Source organism: Streptomyces sp. Y20 (assembly GCF_043195475.1).
In the GTDB taxonomy this organism is placed as follows: domain Bacteria; phylum Actinomycetota; class Actinomycetes; order Streptomycetales; family Streptomycetaceae; genus Streptomyces.
The window spans coordinates 523428-541631 of record NZ_JBIDDP010000005.1 but is presented as its reverse complement, the minus strand read 5'-3'; the positions used below and the strand labels follow the sequence as shown (position 1 = coordinate 541631).

Below are 18204 nucleotides of genomic sequence, written 5' to 3'. Positions count from 1 at the left end.
CGTTCGCAGATCACACCCCCACGATTCACTGGAGATGACATGCGCAAGCTTCGCACGGCTGCCGTCCTCGTCGTCGCGCTCGGGAGCGTCGGGCTCCTGGGTGCCGGCTCCGCCTACGCCGGCGGCGGCGACAGCTTCGACATCAAGCAGAGCAGCACCTGCACCTCCCACGACCTGAACCTCGACGTCCTCGGCGAGGTCGGCGTCCTCAACGGCCTGGGCGGCAACCTGCTGAACGGCGAGGGCAACCCCGGCGCCCAGGCGACCCACCTCGGCTCCACCCAGGGCTGCAACAACAGCGCCTTCTGAGACTCTGTCCGACGCCGAGGCGCCGGACAGTGAATGGTCCCCGGCGCCAGGCCCGCGGCAGGGCGCCGGAGGCCGTTGATGTGCACCGGCGGTGTGACGAAACCTCTGTTTCGGCGCGCCGCCGGTCTCTTCCGGCCGTTGCGGATCACCGTTCGTGATCGCGCGGCCTCGATCGTTCGCAGATCACACCCCCACGATTCACTGGAGATGACATGCGCAAGCTTCGCACGGCTGCCGTCCTCGTCGTCGCGCTCGGGAGCGTCGGGCTCCTGGGTGCCGGCTCCGCCTACGCCGGCGGCGACGGCGGCTTCGACGTCAAGCAGAGCAGCACCTGCCGGTCGCACGACCTGAACGTCGACGTCCTCGGCGAGGTCGGCATCCTCAACGGCGTGCTGGGCAACGCGCTCAACGGCGAGGGCAACCCGGGTGCGCAGCAGACCGGCATCGGTTCCGACCAGGGCTGCAACAACACCGTCGGCCGCTGACAGCGCGAACCGCTTCCCGGTGCCCCGGCCGTCGGCCGGGGCACCGGGCGTTGTCGTCCCCATGGGTGGGGCCGCCCCCGCGGAGACGGAGATGCCGGGCCGGGAACAATCCCGGCCCGGCATTTTCCGGCAGTGGTCAGAACGCGGTGTGCGGCTTCTTGAAGCCCTTGGGCAGCTTCGCCGTGTTGGAGCAGTCCACGACCGGGCCGACGCTGGTGGATCCGCCGCCCACCAGTCCGTTCTCCGGATACACCACGCTCGGCCGGTCGGATGTCGAGCAGTCCTGCGTCTGCTTGATGACGTGCGTGCCGTTCTCGTCGGTGTAGGTCTGGCTCTTGTGAATGCAGACGGTGCCCTGTTCGCCGGTCTTGCAGTCGTCCGGCTTCCCCTCTGCGTACGCGTGCGCGCCGCCGAGGCAGATGAGGGCGAGACTTCCGACGAGTCCCGAGACGGTGGCGATCTTCTGCGGACTGAACATGTGCTGTGTTCCTTTACGACGGTGGCCCGGGCGCCTGTGCCATTGACCGGCGTGCGCCCGGGCCCGGGAAGAGGTCGAAACAGAGCATCCTGACCGGACGCGCTGCCAGGTGAGCGCGACGGCGGGATGACCGCGGCCCGGACGCGCATCCCGTGGGACCGCGCGTCCGGGCAGCCTGTGCCACGGTTGTCGTTCGACACACCGTTGAACGGACCGAGCCGATGAGGGGCCGGGGAGTTCGGGTCGTGTGATGCCTGCGGGCTTCCGAAGGGGTTCGACGCGTCCGTGCGGCGCCGGGTGGGTGAGCCTTCGGCGGTGCCTTACTCGCCCTCGCCGGCGAAGCCGGCCCCGGCGCCGAAGGCGGACGGACCGGCGACCGCGGCCGCTATGACCGCGGCGCGCTGGACCTTGCGCATGGTTGACCCTTTCTTACGCGGGCGCGACGCCCAACGTACGACTACGTATCGTGAGAATAGACGGACGTTACGTAGTTTTCCGGGATCTGTACCGCGTATGTCGCACAAGCCGCTTCTGCCGGCCTCTGTGCCGCCCGTCCCTCAGAGTGGCGGCAGGACCGTCGTCGAGGGGCCGCAGGTCACCCTGGGCCCGAACTGCGTCGTCCCGTTCCCCGTGGCGGCGGGCAGCGTCGCGGGCTGCACCGGCATGCAGGTTTCCTGGTGGGGGAGGACGCCGCCTGGGGGCACCTCGCCCTTGATCTGCTGGGTGCAGGTGATGGCGCCCGACTGGTCCCGGGTGCAGGTTCCCGGGTCGCTGCCGGCATGCGCCTGGGCCATGCCGGCGCAGGCGATGGTGAGACCGCCGACGAGCCCCGCGACGGCCGTGATGTTCTTCCTGCTGAACATGTGATGCGTCTCCTTCGTGGGAGTGCCCGGCGCCCGGGCACCGGTCGCGCCGGGCGCTGTCTGCGATGCCCGGGCGACCGGCCGGGGAGGTGGAACCCTTCGCGGCTGGCCGCGAAGGGTTCCACGGGCGTCGTGTACGAGGACGCTGCCGAGCTCAGCCGTTGAAGGCGCGGTTGAACTGGCCGCAGGTGGTGTCCAGGGTGCCGGCGAGGCCGAGCACGCCGATCGGGATGTCGTTCTCGATCGCCGTCTGCGGACTGCACTCCTGGTAGGGGCGGTAGGAGTTGGCTACCTGCGGCCCCCCGTCGGAGGTGCTTGCGGCGGCGGTGCCGGCGCCGATGGCGGACAGGCCGCCGGCCGCCGCGACTGCTGCGATCACGACCTTCTGAAGCTTGCGCATGGAACCCTCGGTTCTTCGCTTGTGCAACGAGAATGTTGCTCAACGTGACTTGGCAGACACTAGCAGTAGCGGAGAGGTGTTCCTCGCTGGACATCTGTGTCATGCGGAAGTCGGAAAACCGCAGAAGTTCCGCATCGTCGCCAACATGCGCCCCAGGAAACCGAGTTGTGACGCACCATCGGTCGCGACGCCGTGGAAGTGCGTCAGGCGCGGTACGGCGGCAGCACCAACACGGGTGAACCCGCGAAGGGTTGCGTCAGGAGAATGCCGGCTCGGCGACCCGGAGGTGACCGCGGTCCGGCGCGGAGGCGATCAGTTCCCGCAGCCCCTCGACATAGCGCCGGACGTTCTTGTGGGCGACCTCGGTGTCCGGGTAGCGGCAGGCGAACCACAGTCCCTCGTGCAGCCGGTTGACCCAGACGCACACCTGGTCGCCGTGCGACACCCGGATCAGCCCGTACGCCTTCTTCTCGGCCCAGCGGGCCGAACCGGCGCTCACACGGGCGTCCATGTACGAGACGATCGAGTACATGTCGGGCGAGGTCGGACGGAAGTCCGCGCCCAGCAGGCGCAGTACGCGGGCCAGCGGGATGCGGGCCAGGGACCGGTTGGCCCGCAGTTCGGAGCGGACAGCGGTGAGCGCGCTGTCGAAGTCCCGCGCCGCGGGCACCTCGATCGGTGCGCCGCCGACGTACCAGCCCACGGAGTCCGACCACGCGGACTTCACCCGGGTGTGGAACGGTACGACCGTGCGGTAGTACGGCTGTCCACCGAGTTCGTGCACGATCAGGCTGGTCGCGGCCAGGACACCCACCAGGCTGCCGCCGTAGGGCCGGCAGTGCGACTCGAAGGCGGCCGCCGCGTCCGCGCCGAGGAGCGGCCCGCACATCAGCTTCTGGGCGGGTAGTTCGCCGCCGGGCCGCAGGCCGAGGTCGACGGGGAACTCCGGGAGCCTGCCGTCGCAGCGGCCGATGAACTCCCGCCAGCGCGCGACGATCGCGTGCGTGTCGTCGATCCCGTCCGCGTTCGCCCGCTCCTGCTGGCAGAAGTCCACGTAACTGCCCGCGGACGGGTCGGCGGCGCTCCGTCCTGTGGCGGCCGCCGTGTACAGCTCGTGGACTTCGTACGGGACCCGCTGGAGGGAGTAGGCGTCGACATTGGTGTGGTCGAAGGCCATGTACACACTGGTGGAGTCGTCGCGGACGACCGCCGCGTAGATGTGGTTCGGCCAGCCGAGCGCGTCCGCCGCGACGTCGAACCGGTCCTGCAGGTACCGGATCAGCGCACCCGGTTCGGCGAAGTCGCCGATCACCTCCCGGCGCAGCGACACGTCCGCCCCGTCGAGCGTGAAGCGGTGCATGTCGTCACCGGACCACCGGAAGCCGCTGCGCAGCGTCTCGTGACGCAGCGTCCAGTCGCGCAACACCCGTTCCAGCGCGTCGAGGTCGGCCCGGCCCGGCAGATCGAACGCCGTGCCGAGCCAGGTCGGTACGAACAGTCCGTCCTCGCGCACCGACCGCGCCGTCCTGATGTGCGACTCCTGAATGTACGCCGGCGGTCGCGGGTCCGGTGGCAGTGCCGCCGCTGCCGCGATGGTCGCCGGGCTGAACGTCCACTCGACGAGCCGTCCGGGCCGGACCTCGCAGCGCTGAATGTCAGAAATTCGCACAGTGGCGTCTCCTTCGCAGAAGACACCAGCTTGATCAAGGGGGAGCCGTGCGCGAGCGGTGGCCGCTGTGTCGCGGGCATTTCAGCGGGATGTGTGACGCCTCGAACGCCGGAGCGATCTCTTGCCCTCGTCGCGGACAACCGTGTGGCGGAACCCCTGCCCTCCGGAGCGTGGTGCCGGACCCGTGCACCGCCATGTCCGGACCGCGCCCGGGGGCGTCGCCGCGGCCGTTCGCTCCGGCGCCCCGCGCCCGGGCGGTCAGCCGCCCCCGCGCCCGCGGTTGCCGGGGCGGGAGGCGACCCAGGCGCGGACGGTGTCGGCGTACCAGTAGGGCTTGCCGGCCTCGACATGGTCGGGCGGGGGCAGCAGCCCGTGTTTGCGGTAGGACCGCACGGTGTCCGGCTGGACCCGGATGTGCGCCGCGATCTCCTTGTAGGACCAGAGCCTTCGGTCGGTCATGAGCCGTACCTCCCCGCGCGCGCCGCGGCGGTGGCCGGGTACGGCCGCCGGGGGGACCGGGCGCTGCGCTGGCGATCACCAAGCCTGTGCCCGTTGAACGACGCAGAGTTACCGGCCGGACACCCTTGTCGTCCGGGTGTGACCGAGAGCCCGCGTATACGTGACATGTGTGACAGGAAGAAGGTGTTTGTGACACGGCCGCCACAGAAGGGCGATACCCCGCCGGGGCCCGTCCCGCCCCCGAGGGAACTCGTCCGAATGTCCGGACAAAACATTGACAGGGCTCGGCGCGCGGGACTAGAAAGCCGGGGAGAGCCGCGACGAAGGGATGCCATGGCCTACGACCTGATCACCATGGGGCGGATCGGAGTGGACCTCTACCCGCTCCAGACCGGTGTCCCGCTCGCCCGGGTGTCGTCCTTCGGCAAGTTCCTCGGCGGGTCGGCGGCGAACGTCGCGGTCGCCGCGGCCCGGCTCGGCCGGCACACCGCCGTGATCACCCGCACCGGGGACGACCCGTTCGGCGCCTATCTCCACGAGGCGCTGCGCGGCTTCGGCGTCGACGACCGCTGGGTGACCCCCGTCCCCGGCCTGCCCACCCCGGTGACCTTCTGCGAGGTCTTCCCGCCGGACGACTTCCCGCTCTACTTCTACCGGCAGCCCAAGGCCCCCGACCTGGAGATCGACGCCCACGAGCTGGACCTGGACGCCGTCCGCGGGGCCCGGATCTTCTGGGCCACCGGCACCGGCCTGAGCGAGGAGCCCAGCCGCACGGCGACCCTCGCCGCCCTCGCCCACCGGGCCCGGTCGGGCACCACCGTCCTCGACCTCGACTGGCGCCCCATGTTCTGGGCCGATCCCGCGTCGGCCCGCCCGTTCTACGCCGAGGCCCTGCGCCACGCCACGGTCGCCGTCGGCAACCTGGACGAGGTCGAGGTCGCCACCGGGGAACGCGAGCCGTATGCCGCCGCCCGCGCCCTGCTGGCCGCCGGCATCGAGCTGGCCGTCGTCAAAAAGGGACCCGAAGGGGTCCTCGCCGTCCGCGGTGACGGCGAGAGCGCCGAGGTCCCGCCCCTGCCCGTCACGGTCCTGAACGGGCTCGGCGCCGGGGACGCCTTCGGCGGCTCCCTCTGCCACGGCCTGCTGGCCGGCTGGGACCTGGAGACGGTCATGCGGCACGCCAACGCGGCCGGCGCCATCGTCGCCTCCCGCCTGGAGTGCTCCTCCGCCATGCCCGCCCCCGGCGAGGTGGCCGCCGCGCTCGAGGCCGGAGCGGTCCGGTGAGGGCGGGCCGCGTCACGGGCACGCACACCCACGGCGGCGACGGGGTCCGCCACCTCCGCGTGGACGTCTCCGAACTGGTCCGCGTCCGCACCCGGCACCCCGAGGCGATCGCCGAGGCCGCCGCCCGCCGGGTCCGCAGGCCCCTGCTGAACGACAGCGGCCGGCTGATGATCGTCGCCGCCGACCACCCGGCCCGCGGCGCCCTCGGCGTCGGCGACCGCGGGCTCGCCATGGCCGACCGCGCCGACCTCCTCGGACGCCTCTGCCTCGCGCTGTCCCGGCCCGGCGTCGACGGCGTCCTCGCCACCGCCGACATCCTGGACGACCTCCTGCTGCTCGGCGCCCTGGAGAACAAGGTCGTCATGGGCTCGATGAACCGCGGCGGCCTCCAGGGGGCCAGCTTCGAGCTGGACGACCGGTTCACCGGCCACCGCCCCGAGGACATCGAGCGACTCGGCTTCGACGCGGGCAAACTGCTGCTGCGCGTCGACTACGCCGACCCGGGATCCCTGACCACCCTGGAGTCCACCGCCCGCGCCATCGACGCCATGGCCGCCCGCCGGCTCCCGGTGTTCGTGGAGCCGTTCATCAGCCGCCGCACCCCCGAGGGCAGGCTGAGCAACGACCTGTCGGCCGAGGCCGTCACCCGGTCCATCGCCATAGCCTCGGGCCTCGGCGGCTCCTCCGCCTACACCTGGCTGAAGGTGCCGGTCACCGACGACCCCGGCGACATGGCCCGGGTGATGGAGACGTCCACGCTGCCCGCCGTGCTGCTCGGCGGGGATGTCGGGGACGACCGGGAGGGGGCGTACGCCAAGTGGCGCGGTGCCCTGCGACTGCCCACCGTGCGCGGCCTGGTCGCCGGCCGCTCGCTGCTGTACCCGGCGGACGGCGACGTGGCCGCCGCCGTGGACACCGCCGTAGGACTGCTGTGAGGGCCGCATGACGAGCACCGACCTCCATCTGCCCAGGGGCACCACCGCGAACGACCGGTACGCCGTCGACATCGGCCCCGAGCGCGCCGGGTGGACGCACAGCAGCCTGCGCGTCGTGGAGCTGACACCGGGCGGTACACAGACGTTCACCACCGGGGACAGCGAATGGATCGTGCTTCCGCTGGAAGGCGGATGTACCGTGCGGATCGAGCAGAGCGAGTTCCAACTCCTGGGCCGGGAGAACGTGTTCGCGGACGTCTCCGACTTCGCGTACGCCCCCCGGGACACCCGGGTCCAGATCGCCTCCGGCGCGGGAGGCCGCTTCGCCCTGGCAGGAGCGAAGTGCGAGCGACGACTCCCCGCCCGCTACGGCCCCGCGCCGGAGGTACCCGTCGAGGAACGCGGCAGCGGCAGGTGCGCCCGCCGGGTGCGCAACTTCGCCTCGGCCGACGCCTTCGACTGCGACAAGCTGATCGCCGTCGAGGTGATCACCCCGGGCGGCAACTGGTCCTCGTACCCGCCGCACAAGCACGACGAGCACCGGCCCGGCGAGGAGTCCGAGCTGGAGGAGATCTACTACTTCGAGATCGACGGCCCGAACGGTCTCGGTTACCAGCGCGTGTTCCCCTCCCGGCCCGGCGGCTGCGACCTGCTCGCCGAGGTCCGCTCCGGCGACGCGGTCCTCGTTCCCGACGGCTGGCACGGCCCGTCCATCGCCCAGCCTGGGCACGACCTGTACTACCTGAACGTCATGGCCGGCCCGGGCACGACCCGTGAGTGGCGGATCTGCTTCCACCCCGAGCACACCGAGACCACAGGGGGATACCGATGACGACGCGGCTGACCGTCGCCCAGGCACTCGTCCGCTTCCTCGCCGCCCAGTACACCGAGCGGGACGGCGAGCGGCGGCGGCTGATCGGCGCCACCTGGGGCATCTTCGGGCACGGCAACGTCGCCGGGATCGGCCAGGCGCTGATCGAGTACGCCGACGCCATGCCGTTCCACCAGGGCCGCAACGAGCAGTCCATGGTGCACGCGGCGGTCGGCTACGCCCGCCAGTCCAACCGCCTGTCCACGCACGCGGTGACGACGTCCATCGGTCCCGGCGCGACCAATCTCGTCACCGGCGCCGCCCTGGCCACCGTCAACCACCTGCCGGTCCTGCTCCTGCCCGGCGACGTCTTCGCCGCCCGCCCGGCCGACCCCGTGCTCCAGCAGCTGGAGGTGCCGTATGCGGGCGACGTGTCGGTCAACGACACCCTGCGCCCGGTGTCCCGGTACTTCGACCGCGTCACCCGCCCCGAGGCGCTGATCCCGGCGGCCCTCCAGGCCGCGCGGGTCCTCACCGACCCGGTCCTCACCGGCGCGGTCACCCTCGCCCTGCCGCAGGACGTGCAGGCGGAGGGCTACGACTGGCCGGAGGAGTTCTTCGCCGAGCGCGTGTGGACCGTACGCCGGCCGGGCGCGGACCCGGCCGAGCTGGCCCAGGCGGTCCGGGCGGTCCGCCAGGCGCGCCGGCCGCTGGTCGTCGCGGGCGGCGGAGTGCACCACAGCCGCGCGGAGGACGCCCTCGCGGAGTTCGCGTCGGCCACCGGTATCCCCGTCGCCTCCACCCAGGCCGGCAAGGGCTCCCTGCGCCACGACCACCCGCAGGACGTCGGCGCAATCGGGCACACCGGTACCGCGACCGCCGACGACCTGGCCCGCACGGCCGACCTGGTGATCGGCGTCGGCACCCGGTACACCGACTTCACCACCGCCTCCGGCACCCTCTTCGCCCACCCGGACGTCCGCTTCCTCAACCTCAACATCGCGCCTTACGACGGCCACAAGCTCGCCGGCCTCCCGCTGATCGCCGACGCCCGCAGCGGGCTCGGCGAGCTGACCGAGGCACTTCTCGTGCACGGGCACACGGTCCCCGATTCCTACGTCGCCGCGTACAGCGCGGACAAGGAGCGCTGGGAGCGGCGCGTCGACGCCTGCCTCACCGCCGCCGACGACGGCGCACGGCCGACCCAGCCGCAGGTCATCGGCGCCCTCGACGCGCTCGTGGACGAGTCGGACATCATCGTCAACGCGGCCGGCTCGCTCCCCGGCGATCTGCACAAGCTGTGGCGGACGCGCTCGCGCGACCAGTACCACCTGGAGTACGGCTACTCCTGCATGGGCTACGAGATCCCGGCCGCGCTCGGCGTGAAGCTCGCCGCGCCGGAGCGGAACGTGTGGGCACTGGTCGGCGACGGCACGTACCTGATGATGCCGACGGAGATCGTCACCGCCGTGCAGGAGGGCGTCGCGATCAAGGTCCTGCTGGTGCAGAACCACGGGTACGCCTCGATCGGCGGCCTGTCGGAGTCGGTGGGCGCCGAGCGGTTCGGCACCGCCTACCGGTTCCCGGCCGGGCAGGGCGGGTACACGGGCGCCCCGCTGCCCGTCGACCTCGCCGCCAACGCGGCCAGCCTGGGCATGCGGGTGCTGCGCGCCGGGACCGTACGGGAACTGCGGGAGGCGCTCGCCGAGGCCCGGGCCGCCGGCACTCCCACATGTGTCTACGTGGAGACCGAAACGTCCGACACTGTGTCGGGCGCGCCCGAGGCGCAGGCCTGGTGGGATGTTCCTGTGGCCGAGACCGCGACCCGACCGTCGGCGGTCCGGGCACGCGAGCTGTACGAACGGCACGTCTCGACCCGACGCCGCCATCTGTAGAAGGAGTTTCTGGGCATGACGAAAATCGTCAACCACTGGATCGGCGGAAAGACCGTCGAAGGCGCGTCGGGCACGTACGGGCCGGTCACCGACCCGGCGACCGGCGCGGTCACCACCAAGGTCGCCTTCGCCTCGGCCGAGGAGGTGGACGCGGCGGTCGCGGCCGCCAAGGACGCCTTCCTGACCTGGGGCCAGTCCTCGCTGGCCCAGCGGACCACGATCCTGTTCCGGTTCCGCGCGCTGCTGGACGCCCACCGCGACGAGATCGCCGAGCTGATCACCGCGGAGCACGGCAAGGTGCACTCCGACGCGCTCGGCGAGGTCGCGCGCGGCCTGGAGATCGTGGACCTGGCCTGCGGGATCAACGTCCAGCTGAAGGGCGAGCTGTCCACGCAGGTCGCCAGCCGGGTCGATGTGGCCTCCATCCGCCAGCCGCTCGGTGTCGTCGCGGGCATCACGCCGTTCAACTTCCCCGCGATGGTCCCGATGTGGATGTTCCCGCTGGCCATCGCCACCGGGAACACCTTCGTGCTGAAGCCGTCCGAGAAGGACCCCTCGGCCGCTGTCCGTATCGCCGAGCTGCTGGCCGAGGCGGGCCTGCCCGACGGTGTGTTCAACGTCGTCCACGGCGACAAGGTGGCCGTCGACCGGCTCCTGGAGCACCCGGACGTCAAGGCCGTCTCCTTCGTCGGCTCGACCCCGATCGCCCGCCACATCCACACCACCGCCTCCGCCCACGGCAAGCGTGTGCAGGCGCTCGGCGGCGCCAAGAACCACATGCTGGTCCTGCCGGACGCCGACCTCGACGCGGCGGCCGACGCGGCGGTCTCGGCGGCGTACGGCTCGGCGGGCGAGCGCTGCATGGCCATCTCGGCCGTGGTGGCCGTGGGCGCGATCGGCGACACGCTGGTGGAGAAGATCCGCGAGCGCGCCGAGAAGATCAAGATCGGCCCGGGCGACGACCCGGCGTCCGAGATGGGCCCGCTGATCACCAGGGCGCACCGCGACAAGGTCGCCTCGTACGTCTCCGGCGCCGCCGCCGAGGGCGCGGAGGTCGTGCTCGACGGCACCGGGTACACCGTCGAGGGCTACGAGGGCGGCCACTGGATCGGCATCTCGCTGCTCGACAAGGTGCCGACCGGCGCGAAGGCGTACCAGGACGAGATCTTCGGCCCGGTGCTGTGCGTGCTGCGCGCCGAGACCTACGAGGAAGGCCTCGCGCTCATCAACGCCTCGCCGTTCGGCAACGGCACCGCGATCTTCACCCGGGACGGCGGCGCCGCCCGCCGCTTCCAGCTGGAGGTCGAGGCCGGCATGGTGGGCGTGAACGTGCCGATCCCGGTCCCCGTCGGCTACCACTCCTTCGGCGGCTGGAAGGACTCGCTCTTCGGCGACCACCACATCTACGGCAACGACGGCACGCACTTCTACACCCGCGGCAAGGTCGTCACCACCCGCTGGCCCGACCCGGCCGACGCCCCGACGGGCGTGGACCTGGGCTTCCCGCGCAATCACTGAGCCGGATCGCACGGCGCCCCGTCCCCTCCGCGCCGGAGGGGACGGGGCGCCGCCGCTTCCGGCCCCGGCACACCCCAGCGGGTGATATTGGCATGAGCGCGACCAGATCAGCGGTCCGGATACCGGACCGCTGACATTTTTTTGAAACACGCGCTGCGGTTCCCGTTCCAGCCGGACGAAACGGATGGCGAAGGGGTTCCGTCGAAATTACCTTTGAATACAAGGTCACACTTGGTTGAGGCTTGATGGATACACCTATGGGGCGTCCTAGCCTGGGAAAGTGATGCGGTACCGAAGTTTCCGGGGCTGCGGATTCCGCAGGTAAACGGCCATTGACGTGGCGGTTTTCGTCGGGGTTCTCTAGGCAACGCCGGGAGCGGACGAGATGAACGTACGACGATCCGCCGGAGGCGATATCGCTCCCGCCCCCCACCCTCAGCCGCTCACGTCGATCGGAACCGCCGCATGACCGACACGCTCCCGAAGTCCGTGGCCGACACCGCGACAGCACCCGCACCCGAGCTGAAGCGCTCCATCGGTGTCGTCGGCGGCACGCTGCTGACGCTGTCCTGCGTCACGCCCGCCTCCACGCTCTTCGTCGTCGTCCCCGACCTGTTCGGTTCACTCGGCACCGCCACCGCCCTCACGATCGGCATCGGCTCCCTCCTCTGCATCGCCGTCGCGTTCTGCTACTCCGAGCTGGGCACCCTCATCCCCAGCGCGGGCGGCGAGTACGCCATGGTCTCCACGATGGCCGGGCGCCTCGCGGGCTGGCTCGTCTTCGTGCTCTCCCTGCTGGTCGTCATGATCGTGCCGCCCGTCATCGCGATGGGCACCGCCGACTACCTCGCCCCGCTCGTCCACCTCGACCCGGCGATGACCGGCGCCGGCGTCATGCTGCTCGCCACCCTCGCCGGCCTGCTCGACCTGCGCGCCAACGCCTGGATCACCGGCATCTTCCTGGTCCTGGAGGTCATCGCCGCCGGGGTCGTCGCCCTGCTCGGCTTCTCGCACAGCCACCGCGGGCTGAGCAGCCTGACCTCCATGCAGGTCGCCGGCTCCGGCGGCCACGCGGACACCGTGACCGCCATGCTGGTCGTCTCCGGGCTCGCCATCGCGCTCTTCGTCACCCAGGGCTTCTCCACCGCCGTCTACCTCTCCGAGGAACTGGAGAACCCGCGCCGCAACGTCGCCCGGACCGTCATGGCCACCCTCGCCATCTCCACCGTGGTCATCCTGGTCCCGGTCGCCGCCATCACCATGGGCGCCGGCGACCTCAAGGAGCTGACCGGCGGCGACATCAGCGCCATGGTCACCGCCTGGTCCAACTCCGCGGTCGGCACCTTCGTCAGCCTCTGCGTCGCCCTCGCGATCATCAACGCGGGCATCGTCATGGTCATCCAGAACTCCCGCGTGCTGTTCGCCTCCGCCCGCGACAAGGCCTGGCCCGGCCCCGTCAACAGCGTCTTCGCCAAGCTCGGCCGCTTCGGCTCCCCGTGGGTCGCCACGCTCGCGGTCGGCATCCCCGGCGCGCTGCTCTGCTTCGTCAACCTCGACACCCTGTACGGCGTCACCGGCGTCTCGGTGACCGGCATGTACCTGCTCGTCGCGGTCGCCGCCCTGCTCGCCCGCCGCGGCTCCCACAAGCACACGACCGCCTGGCGGATGCCGCTGTGGCCTGCCGTGCCGCTCCTGCTGATCGCCGTCCTCGCCTACATCCTGACCCAGCAGGAGGCGACCTACCTGCTGTGGACCGGCGGCATCACCGCCGTCGCCACCCTCTACTGGGCGCTCTACCTGCGCCCGCGCCGCGAGACCCGCTGGCTGGTGTCCATCCCCGAGGACGCCCGGTCGGTCGAGCACGCGCCGACCACGGAAGGGCCGCAGCTCACGGAGGGGACACAGCTCCCCGCGGGCGCGCCGCTCCCCGGGGCCGCACAGGCCTAGGGGCCCGGCCCGGACACCCCGCGTACCACGGCGCACGTCCCGTCGTCCTCACCGCCGCACCACGACAGGCGGCGAGGGCGACGTCGTGGCCGGCGTGGACGCTCCGCCCGCCGCCGGCGGGGACCGGCGACGGCCTTCTCCTCGTTCGGGCGAACCGGACGACCGGCCGGGTGCGCGGCGGGGACCGGTCGGCGCCGCGCACCCGGCGGACGCGCAGGGCCTCCCCGTACCACGGGTGAAGTACGCCGGGACACGCCCGTACGCCCCAGGGAGGGGACTCGGCTCCGTCCCCCGGCAGCGGCGGTTGTCGGTGGCGGCCCGTACCGTTGGAACATGGATCTTCGACCTCCCCGGCTGCGGGCGCTGCTGCGCGGGCCGCGCCGGCTCCTCGCCGGCGCGGCCGCCGTCGTCGTGCTCGCCGGTGCGGGGACGTGGACGGCGGCCGTCGCCTCCGGCGACACCCGGGCCGTGCGCCGCGACGACCGGGTCATGGCGGTCGACGGGGTGCGCCTGGACACCTCGTTCTTCACCCCGGCCGGCGCCGGCCGGCACCCCGCCGTCCTGCTCGCGCACGGCTTCGGCGGGAGCAAGGACGACATGCGCCGGCAGGCCGAGGACCTCGCCGGCGACGGGTACGCGGTGCTGACCTGGTCCGCGCGCGGCTTCGGCCGCTCCACGGGGAAGATCGGGCTGAACGACCCCGAGGGCGAGGTCGCCGACGTCTCCCGGCTCGTCGACTGGCTGGCCCGGCAGCCCCAGGTCCGGCTCGACGGGCCCGGCGACCCGCGCGTGGGCGTCGCCGGCGGCTCCTACGGCGGCGCGGTCTCGCTGCTCGCCGCCGGGCACGACCGCCGGGTGGACGCCATCGCCCCGGCCATCACCTACTGGAACCTCGCGGACGCCCTGTTCCCCGACGGGGTGTTCAAGAAGCTGTGGGCCGGCATCTTCGTGAACACCGGCGGCGGCTGCGCGAGGTTCCAGCCCGCGCTGTGCCGGATGTACGACCGGGTCGCCGAGTCCGGCACCCCGGACCCGGCCGCCCGCGCCCTGCTGGAGGCACGCTCGCCGTCCGCCGTCGGCACCCGCATCAAGGTGCCCACCCTGCTCGTGCAGGGGCAGACGGACTCCCTGTTCACCCTCGGCCAGGCCGACGCGGCCCAACGGGCGATCCGCGCGAACGGCGCCCCCGTCGACGTCGACTGGATCGCCGGCGGACACGACGGCGGCGACATGGAGACCGGCCGCGTCGAGGCACGCGTACACGCGTGGTTCGACCGGTACCTCAAGGGCGACAGGGCCGCCGACACCGGCCCGGCCTTCCGGATCACCCGCACCGGAGGCGTCGACTCCACCGACGGCACCGCCCGGCTGCGCGGCGCCAGTGCCGCCGCCTACCCCGGCCTGCACGACCACCGGCACACCCTCGCCCTCACCGGCCGCACCCAGAACGTCGCCAACCCGGCCGGCGCCAGCCCGCCCGGCGTCTCCGCCCTGCCCGGCCTCGGCGGCTCCGGCGGCCTCGCCCAGCTGTCCGCGCTGGGCGTCGGCGTCTCCCTGGACTTCCCCGGCCAGTACGCGCACTTCGACTCGGCACCCCTCACCCGCGACCTGCAGATCACCGGCGCCCCGACCGCCACCGTGCACGTCACCTCCACCCGCGACGACGCCGTCCTGTTCGGCAAGGTCTACGACGTCGCCCCCGGCGGCACCGGGCAGGTGCTGCCCGCCCAGCTGGTCGCCCCCTTCCGGGTGACCGGCGCCAAGGCCGGCAAGGACGTCACGGTCACCCTCCCGGCCATCGACCACGAGGTGCGCAAGGGCCACCGGGTCCGCCTGGTCCTGGCCTCCACCGACCTCGGCTACGCCTCACCGGCCGCCCCGGCCACCTACACCGTCGCCCTGAAGGGCGGCCTGAGCGTGCCGACGGCCCCCGCCGTCACCACCGCGGCGGCCCCCCTGCCCGCCTGGGTGTGGTGGCTGCCCGCGGCCGGCGCGGTCACCGCGCTCGCCCTGCTGCTCACCGCCCGCCGCCGCACCGCGGCCCCCGCACCCGACCCGGAGCTGGCGGACGTCCCGCTCGTGATCCGCGACCTGCACAAGCGGTACGCCGGCTCCGCCGACCGGTACGCGGTGCGCGAGCTGTCCTTCCGCGTCGAACGCGGCCAGGTGCTCGGCCTGCTCGGACCCAACGGCGCGGGCAAGACCACCACCCTGCGCATGCTGATGGGCCTGATCGTGCCGGACGACGGCGAGATCCGGGTGTTCGGCCACACCATCCGGCCCGGTGCCACCGTCCTCTCCCGGGTCGGCGCGTTCGTGGAGGGCGCGGGCTTCCTGCCGCACCTGTCCGGCCGCGAGAACCTGGAGCTGTACTGGCGGGCCACCGGCCGCCCGCCCGAGGACGCCCACCTGGACGAGGCCCTGGAGATCGCCGGCCTCGGCGACGCGCTCGCCCGCGCCGTGCGCACCTACTCCCAGGGCATGCGTCAGCGGCTGGCCATCGCCCAGGCCATGCTCGGCCTGCCCGACCTGCTCATCCTGGACGAGCCCACCAACGGCCTCGACCCGCCCCAGATCCGCGAGATGCGCGAGGTGATGATCCGCTACGCCGCCGCCGGCCGCACCGTGATCGTCTCCAGCCATCTCCTCGCCGAGGTCGAACAGACCTGCACCCACCTGGTGGTCATGGACCGCGGCCGGCTCGTGCAGGCCGGCCCGGTCCGCGAGATCACCGGCTCCGGCGACACACTGCTGGTCGGCACCGCCACCCCCGTGGAGGAACCGGTGGTGGAGAAGGTGGCCGCACTGCCCGGCGTCGCCTCCGCCGTGCGCGCCGACGACGGGCTGCTGATCCGCCTCGGACCGGACGGCACGGCCGAGCGGCTGGTCGTGGAACTGGTCCGGCTGGCGGTACCGGTCGTCTCGGTCGGTGCCCACCGCCGCCTCGAAGACGCCTTCCTCACCCTGATCGGAGGTGCCGCATGAGCACGCTCACCGAGGTCGCCCCCGGCTACCGGGCGGGCCGCACCCTGCCGCTGCGCGTGGAGCTGGTCCGCCAGCTCACCCGGCGGCGCACCCTGGTCATGGGCGCGATCCTGGCCGTGCTGCCCTTCGTCCTGCTGATCGCCTTCGCCGTCGGCGGCGACCCGGGCAGCCGGAACAACCAGGTCACCCTGATGGACACGGCCACCGCCTCCGGCGCCAACTTCGCCGCCGTGAACCTGTTCGTCTCGGCGGGCTTCCTGCTGGTCATCCCGGTCGCCCTGTTCTGCGGGGACACGGTCGCCTCGGAGGCGAGCTGGTCCTCGCTGCGCTACCTGCTCGCCGCGCCCGTGCCCCGCGCCCGGCTGCTGTGGTCCAAGCTCGTCGTCGCGCTCGGGCTGAGCCTCGCCGCCATGCTGCTGCTGCCGCTCGTCGCCCTGGCGGCCGGCACCGCCGCCTACGGCTGGGGCCCGCTGGAGATACCCACGGGCGGCGCGCTGGACACGGGCACGGCGGCCCAGCGGCTCGTGGTGGCCGTGGCGTACATCTTCGTCTCCCAGCTGGTCACCGCCGGGCTGGCGTTCTGGCTGTCCACGAAGACGGACGCCCCGCTCGGCGCGGTCGGCGGCGCGGTGGGCCTGACCATCGTCGGCAACGTCCTGGACGCCGTCACCGCCCTCGGCCACTGGCGGGACTTCCTGCCCGCGCACTGGCAGTTCGCCTGGGCCGACGCCGTCCAGCCGCACCCCGAGTGGTCGGGGATGATCCAGGGCAGCGCGCTGTCCGTGACGTACGCGCTCGTGCTGTTCGCCCTGGCCTTCCGGGGCTTCTCCCGAAAGGACGTCGTCTCCTAGCGTGCGAGATGCGGCGCGATCGAGTGAATACCGGTCGGTCGGCGTTCTGCGGCCGCCCGTCGTGTCTATCCCTCGTTCCGTGCCGCAACCGTCCACGCCGTGCGTACACGGTCCGGCCGGTCATCGTGGCATGACCCTAAGAAGGGAACATCCATGAAGAGAACCGCTGCCGTTGTCGCGGGCGCCGTCCTGGCCCTGAGCCTGGCCGGACCCGCCTTCGCCGACTCGAGTGCGAACGGCGTCGCCGTCAACTCGCCGGGCGTGCTGTCGGGCAACGTCGTCCAAGCTCCGATCCACATTCCGATCAACATCTGCGGCAACTCCGTCAACATCGTCGGTGCGCTGAACCCGACGTTCGGCAACGTCTGCGTCAACGACTGACATCCGTTCGCGCGCGAACCACCGGCCCACCGGCCGCGTCCGGGCCGGCCCTGGAACGTCGATCCGTCGAATCTTCGTTCCGGGGCCGGCTTTCCCATTTCCTCGAGCAGGAGGACCACGAGAATGCGACAGGCTCTCAGCAGGGGCATGGTCGTGGCCGCGACCGCGACCGGCATCCTGTTCCTGTACGGCGGCGCCGCGTTCGCCGGCTCCCACGCGCAGGGTCTTGCCGGGGTGCCGGCCGGGAGCGAAGCCCCGGCCCCGGTCGACCCGGTCGACGGCTGCGGCGACTCCGTCGGCGGGGCTGCCGCGTCGAACCCGGCGTCCGACGAGTCCTGTGCCATCGTGTCGAAGCGGCACGGGGGCAGTGAGCACCGTGACGAGCACGACGGCGCGGGCTACGACGGCTCCGACGACCGTTCCGTCCCCGGTACCGACCGCTCCACGCCTCCGTACGGCGGTGGCGGGACCACTCCGCCTCGGCATGCTGAGGGGACCACCCCGTCGCCCCACGGGGGTGGCGAGGCGACTTCACCGCCCCACGCCGGCGAGACCACTCCCCCTCCCCACCCCGGCGGCAGCGAGACGACACCGCCTCCCTACGGCGGCAGGGAGACGACCCCCCCTCCCTACGGCGACAGCGAGACGACGCCGCCTCCCTACGGCGACAGCGAGACGACCCCGCCCCCTCACGGCGGTGGCGGTACCGCTCCGCCGAGTGGCGGCCACACCACCCCGCCCAGCGGCGGGCACACCACGCCCCCGAGCGGCGGCGGGGGCGAGGACCACGCGGGGCAACCGCCCACCCTGCCGCACACCGGCCGTGATGCCCGGACCATGATCGTGATCTCGGCCGCCAGTGCCGCGCTGATCGCGGCCGGGACGGTCCTGTACCGGCGAGGCAGGGCCGCCTCCCGGCGGTAGCGCGCCGGGT

At 72.4% G+C, this 18204-nt stretch carries 17 protein-coding genes; 12 read left to right on the top strand and 5 right to left on the bottom strand.

From position 1 onward, the window contains the following. The first annotated feature begins 39 nt into the window (after positions 1-39). Both ACGFT1_RS16785 and ACGFT1_RS16780 read left to right on the top strand, forming a co-directional pair. Positions 40-309, top strand: coding sequence for a hypothetical protein (locus ACGFT1_RS16785; RefSeq protein WP_373909701.1), 270 nt, complete (start codon positions 40-42; stop codon positions 307-309). A gap of 212 nt (positions 310-521) precedes the next feature. Beyond that, the gene (locus tag ACGFT1_RS16780; protein ID WP_373909700.1) at positions 522-794 is read left to right on the top strand and encodes a hypothetical protein; all 273 of its coding nucleotides are present in this window, start codon (positions 522-524) and stop codon (positions 792-794) included. Between the two features lie 136 nt (positions 795-930). Here ACGFT1_RS16780 and ACGFT1_RS16775 read toward each other — a convergent pair whose 3' ends face one another. The 5 genes from ACGFT1_RS16775 to ACGFT1_RS16755 all read right to left on the bottom strand — a co-directional run bounded on the left by ACGFT1_RS16775 (position 931) and on the right by ACGFT1_RS16755 (position 4663). After that, positions 931-1272: a hypothetical protein gene (locus tag ACGFT1_RS16775; protein ID WP_373909699.1), complete on the bottom strand. Its 342-nt coding sequence runs from the start codon at positions 1270-1272 to the stop codon at positions 931-933. Between the two features lie 557 nt (positions 1273-1829). Next, positions 1830-2135, bottom strand: coding sequence for a hypothetical protein (locus ACGFT1_RS16770; RefSeq protein ID WP_373909698.1), 306 nt, complete (start codon positions 2133-2135; stop codon positions 1830-1832). A gap of 154 nt (positions 2136-2289) precedes the next feature. Beyond that, positions 2290-2535: a hypothetical protein gene (locus tag ACGFT1_RS16765; protein ID WP_373909697.1), complete on the bottom strand. Its 246-nt coding sequence runs from the start codon at positions 2533-2535 to the stop codon at positions 2290-2292. A 256-nt stretch (positions 2536-2791) separates the two neighbouring features. Further along, on the bottom strand, positions 2792-4204 hold the full coding sequence (locus tag ACGFT1_RS16760; protein WP_373909696.1) for a condensation domain-containing protein: 1413 nt from the start codon (positions 4202-4204) through the stop codon (positions 2792-2794). Between the two features lie 258 nt (positions 4205-4462). Then, a complete protein-coding gene (locus ACGFT1_RS16755) occupies positions 4463-4663 on the bottom strand; it encodes a helix-turn-helix transcriptional regulator (RefSeq protein WP_373909695.1) in 201 nt (66 codons plus the stop codon). 333 nt (positions 4664-4996) lie between these two features. Between ACGFT1_RS16755 and iolC the strand changes: the two genes are divergently transcribed. The 10 genes from iolC to ACGFT1_RS16705 all read left to right on the top strand — a co-directional run bounded on the left by iolC (position 4997) and on the right by ACGFT1_RS16705 (position 18194). Next, positions 4997-5947 (top strand): 5-dehydro-2-deoxygluconokinase, encoded by a 951-nt coding sequence (gene iolC / locus ACGFT1_RS16750; RefSeq protein ID WP_373909694.1) that lies wholly within the window; start codon positions 4997-4999, stop codon positions 5945-5947. Then, complete coding sequence (locus tag ACGFT1_RS16745; protein ID WP_373909693.1) at positions 5944-6882, top strand: deoxyribose-phosphate aldolase; 939 nt, start codon at positions 5944-5946, stop codon at positions 6880-6882. The genes iolC and ACGFT1_RS16745 overlap by 4 nt, the downstream gene beginning before the upstream one ends. A 7-nt stretch (positions 6883-6889) precedes the next feature. Further along, positions 6890-7714 carry a 5-deoxy-glucuronate isomerase gene (gene iolB, locus ACGFT1_RS16740; RefSeq protein WP_373909692.1) on the top strand — a complete coding sequence of 275 codons (825 nt, stop codon included), beginning with the start codon at positions 6890-6892 and terminating at the stop codon, positions 7712-7714. Next, a complete protein-coding gene (gene iolD / locus ACGFT1_RS16735) occupies positions 7711-9588 on the top strand; it encodes a 3D-(3,5/4)-trihydroxycyclohexane-1,2-dione acylhydrolase (decyclizing) (RefSeq protein WP_373909691.1) in 1878 nt (625 codons plus the stop codon). The genes iolB and iolD overlap by 4 nt, the downstream gene beginning before the upstream one ends. A gap of 15 nt (positions 9589-9603) precedes the next feature. Continuing rightward, positions 9604-11106: a CoA-acylating methylmalonate-semialdehyde dehydrogenase gene (gene mmsA / locus ACGFT1_RS16730; RefSeq protein WP_373909690.1), complete on the top strand. Its 1503-nt coding sequence runs from the start codon at positions 9604-9606 to the stop codon at positions 11104-11106. A 465-nt stretch (positions 11107-11571) separates the two neighbouring features. Then, on the top strand, positions 11572-13053 hold the full coding sequence (locus ACGFT1_RS16725; protein ID WP_373909689.1) for an APC family permease: 1482 nt from the start codon (positions 11572-11574) through the stop codon (positions 13051-13053). Between the two features lie 333 nt (positions 13054-13386). After that, positions 13387-16038, top strand: coding sequence for a CocE/NonD family hydrolase (locus ACGFT1_RS16720; RefSeq protein ID WP_373909688.1), 2652 nt, complete (start codon positions 13387-13389; stop codon positions 16036-16038). Further along, entirely contained in the window at positions 16035-16889 is an 855-nt protein-coding gene (locus ACGFT1_RS16715) for an ABC transporter permease (RefSeq protein ID WP_373909687.1), read from the top strand. The genes ACGFT1_RS16720 and ACGFT1_RS16715 overlap by 4 nt, the downstream gene beginning before the upstream one ends. A gap of 153 nt (positions 16890-17042) precedes the next feature. After that, the gene (locus ACGFT1_RS16710; protein WP_373909686.1) at positions 17043-17270 is read left to right on the top strand and encodes a chaplin; all 228 of its coding nucleotides are present in this window, start codon (positions 17043-17045) and stop codon (positions 17268-17270) included. A 123-nt stretch (positions 17271-17393) separates the two neighbouring features. Further along, positions 17394-18194, top strand: a complete 801-nt coding sequence (locus tag ACGFT1_RS16705) for a hypothetical protein (RefSeq protein ID WP_373909685.1) — start codon at positions 17394-17396, stop codon at positions 18192-18194. The last annotated feature ends 10 nt before the right edge of the window (positions 18195-18204 follow it).

Excerpts from the sequence above, each read along its gene's own strand:
- ACGFT1_RS16765 (WP_373909697.1), bottom strand. The coding sequence starts at position 2,535 with ATGCGCAAGCTTCAGAAGGTCGTGATCGCAGCAGTCGCGGCGGCCGGC.
- iolD (WP_373909691.1), top strand. The coding sequence starts at position 7,711 with ATGACGACGCGGCTGACCGTCGCCCAGGCACTCGTCCGCTTCCTCGCC.
- ACGFT1_RS16725 (WP_373909689.1), top strand. The coding sequence starts at position 11,572 with ATGACCGACACGCTCCCGAAGTCCGTGGCCGACACCGCGACAGCACCC.
- ACGFT1_RS16720 (WP_373909688.1), top strand. The coding sequence starts at position 13,387 with ATGGATCTTCGACCTCCCCGGCTGCGGGCGCTGCTGCGCGGGCCGCGC.
- ACGFT1_RS16755 (WP_373909695.1), bottom strand. The coding sequence starts at position 4,663 with ATGACCGACCGAAGGCTCTGGTCCTACAAGGAGATCGCGGCGCACATC.
- mmsA (WP_373909690.1), top strand. The coding sequence starts at position 9,604 with ATGACGAAAATCGTCAACCACTGGATCGGCGGAAAGACCGTCGAAGGC.
- ACGFT1_RS16785 (WP_373909701.1), top strand. The coding sequence starts at position 40 with ATGCGCAAGCTTCGCACGGCTGCCGTCCTCGTCGTCGCGCTCGGGAGC.
- ACGFT1_RS16710 (WP_373909686.1), top strand. The coding sequence starts at position 17,043 with ATGAAGAGAACCGCTGCCGTTGTCGCGGGCGCCGTCCTGGCCCTGAGC.
- iolB (WP_373909692.1), top strand. The coding sequence starts at position 6,890 with ATGACGAGCACCGACCTCCATCTGCCCAGGGGCACCACCGCGAACGAC.
- ACGFT1_RS16705 (WP_373909685.1), top strand. The coding sequence starts at position 17,394 with ATGCGACAGGCTCTCAGCAGGGGCATGGTCGTGGCCGCGACCGCGACC.
- ACGFT1_RS16770 (WP_373909698.1), bottom strand. The coding sequence starts at position 2,135 with ATGTTCAGCAGGAAGAACATCACGGCCGTCGCGGGGCTCGTCGGCGGT.
- ACGFT1_RS16715 (WP_373909687.1), top strand. The coding sequence starts at position 16,035 with ATGAGCACGCTCACCGAGGTCGCCCCCGGCTACCGGGCGGGCCGCACC.
- ACGFT1_RS16780 (WP_373909700.1), top strand. The coding sequence starts at position 522 with ATGCGCAAGCTTCGCACGGCTGCCGTCCTCGTCGTCGCGCTCGGGAGC.
- ACGFT1_RS16775 (WP_373909699.1), bottom strand. The coding sequence starts at position 1,272 with ATGTTCAGTCCGCAGAAGATCGCCACCGTCTCGGGACTCGTCGGAAGT.
- iolC (WP_373909694.1), top strand. The coding sequence starts at position 4,997 with ATGGCCTACGACCTGATCACCATGGGGCGGATCGGAGTGGACCTCTAC.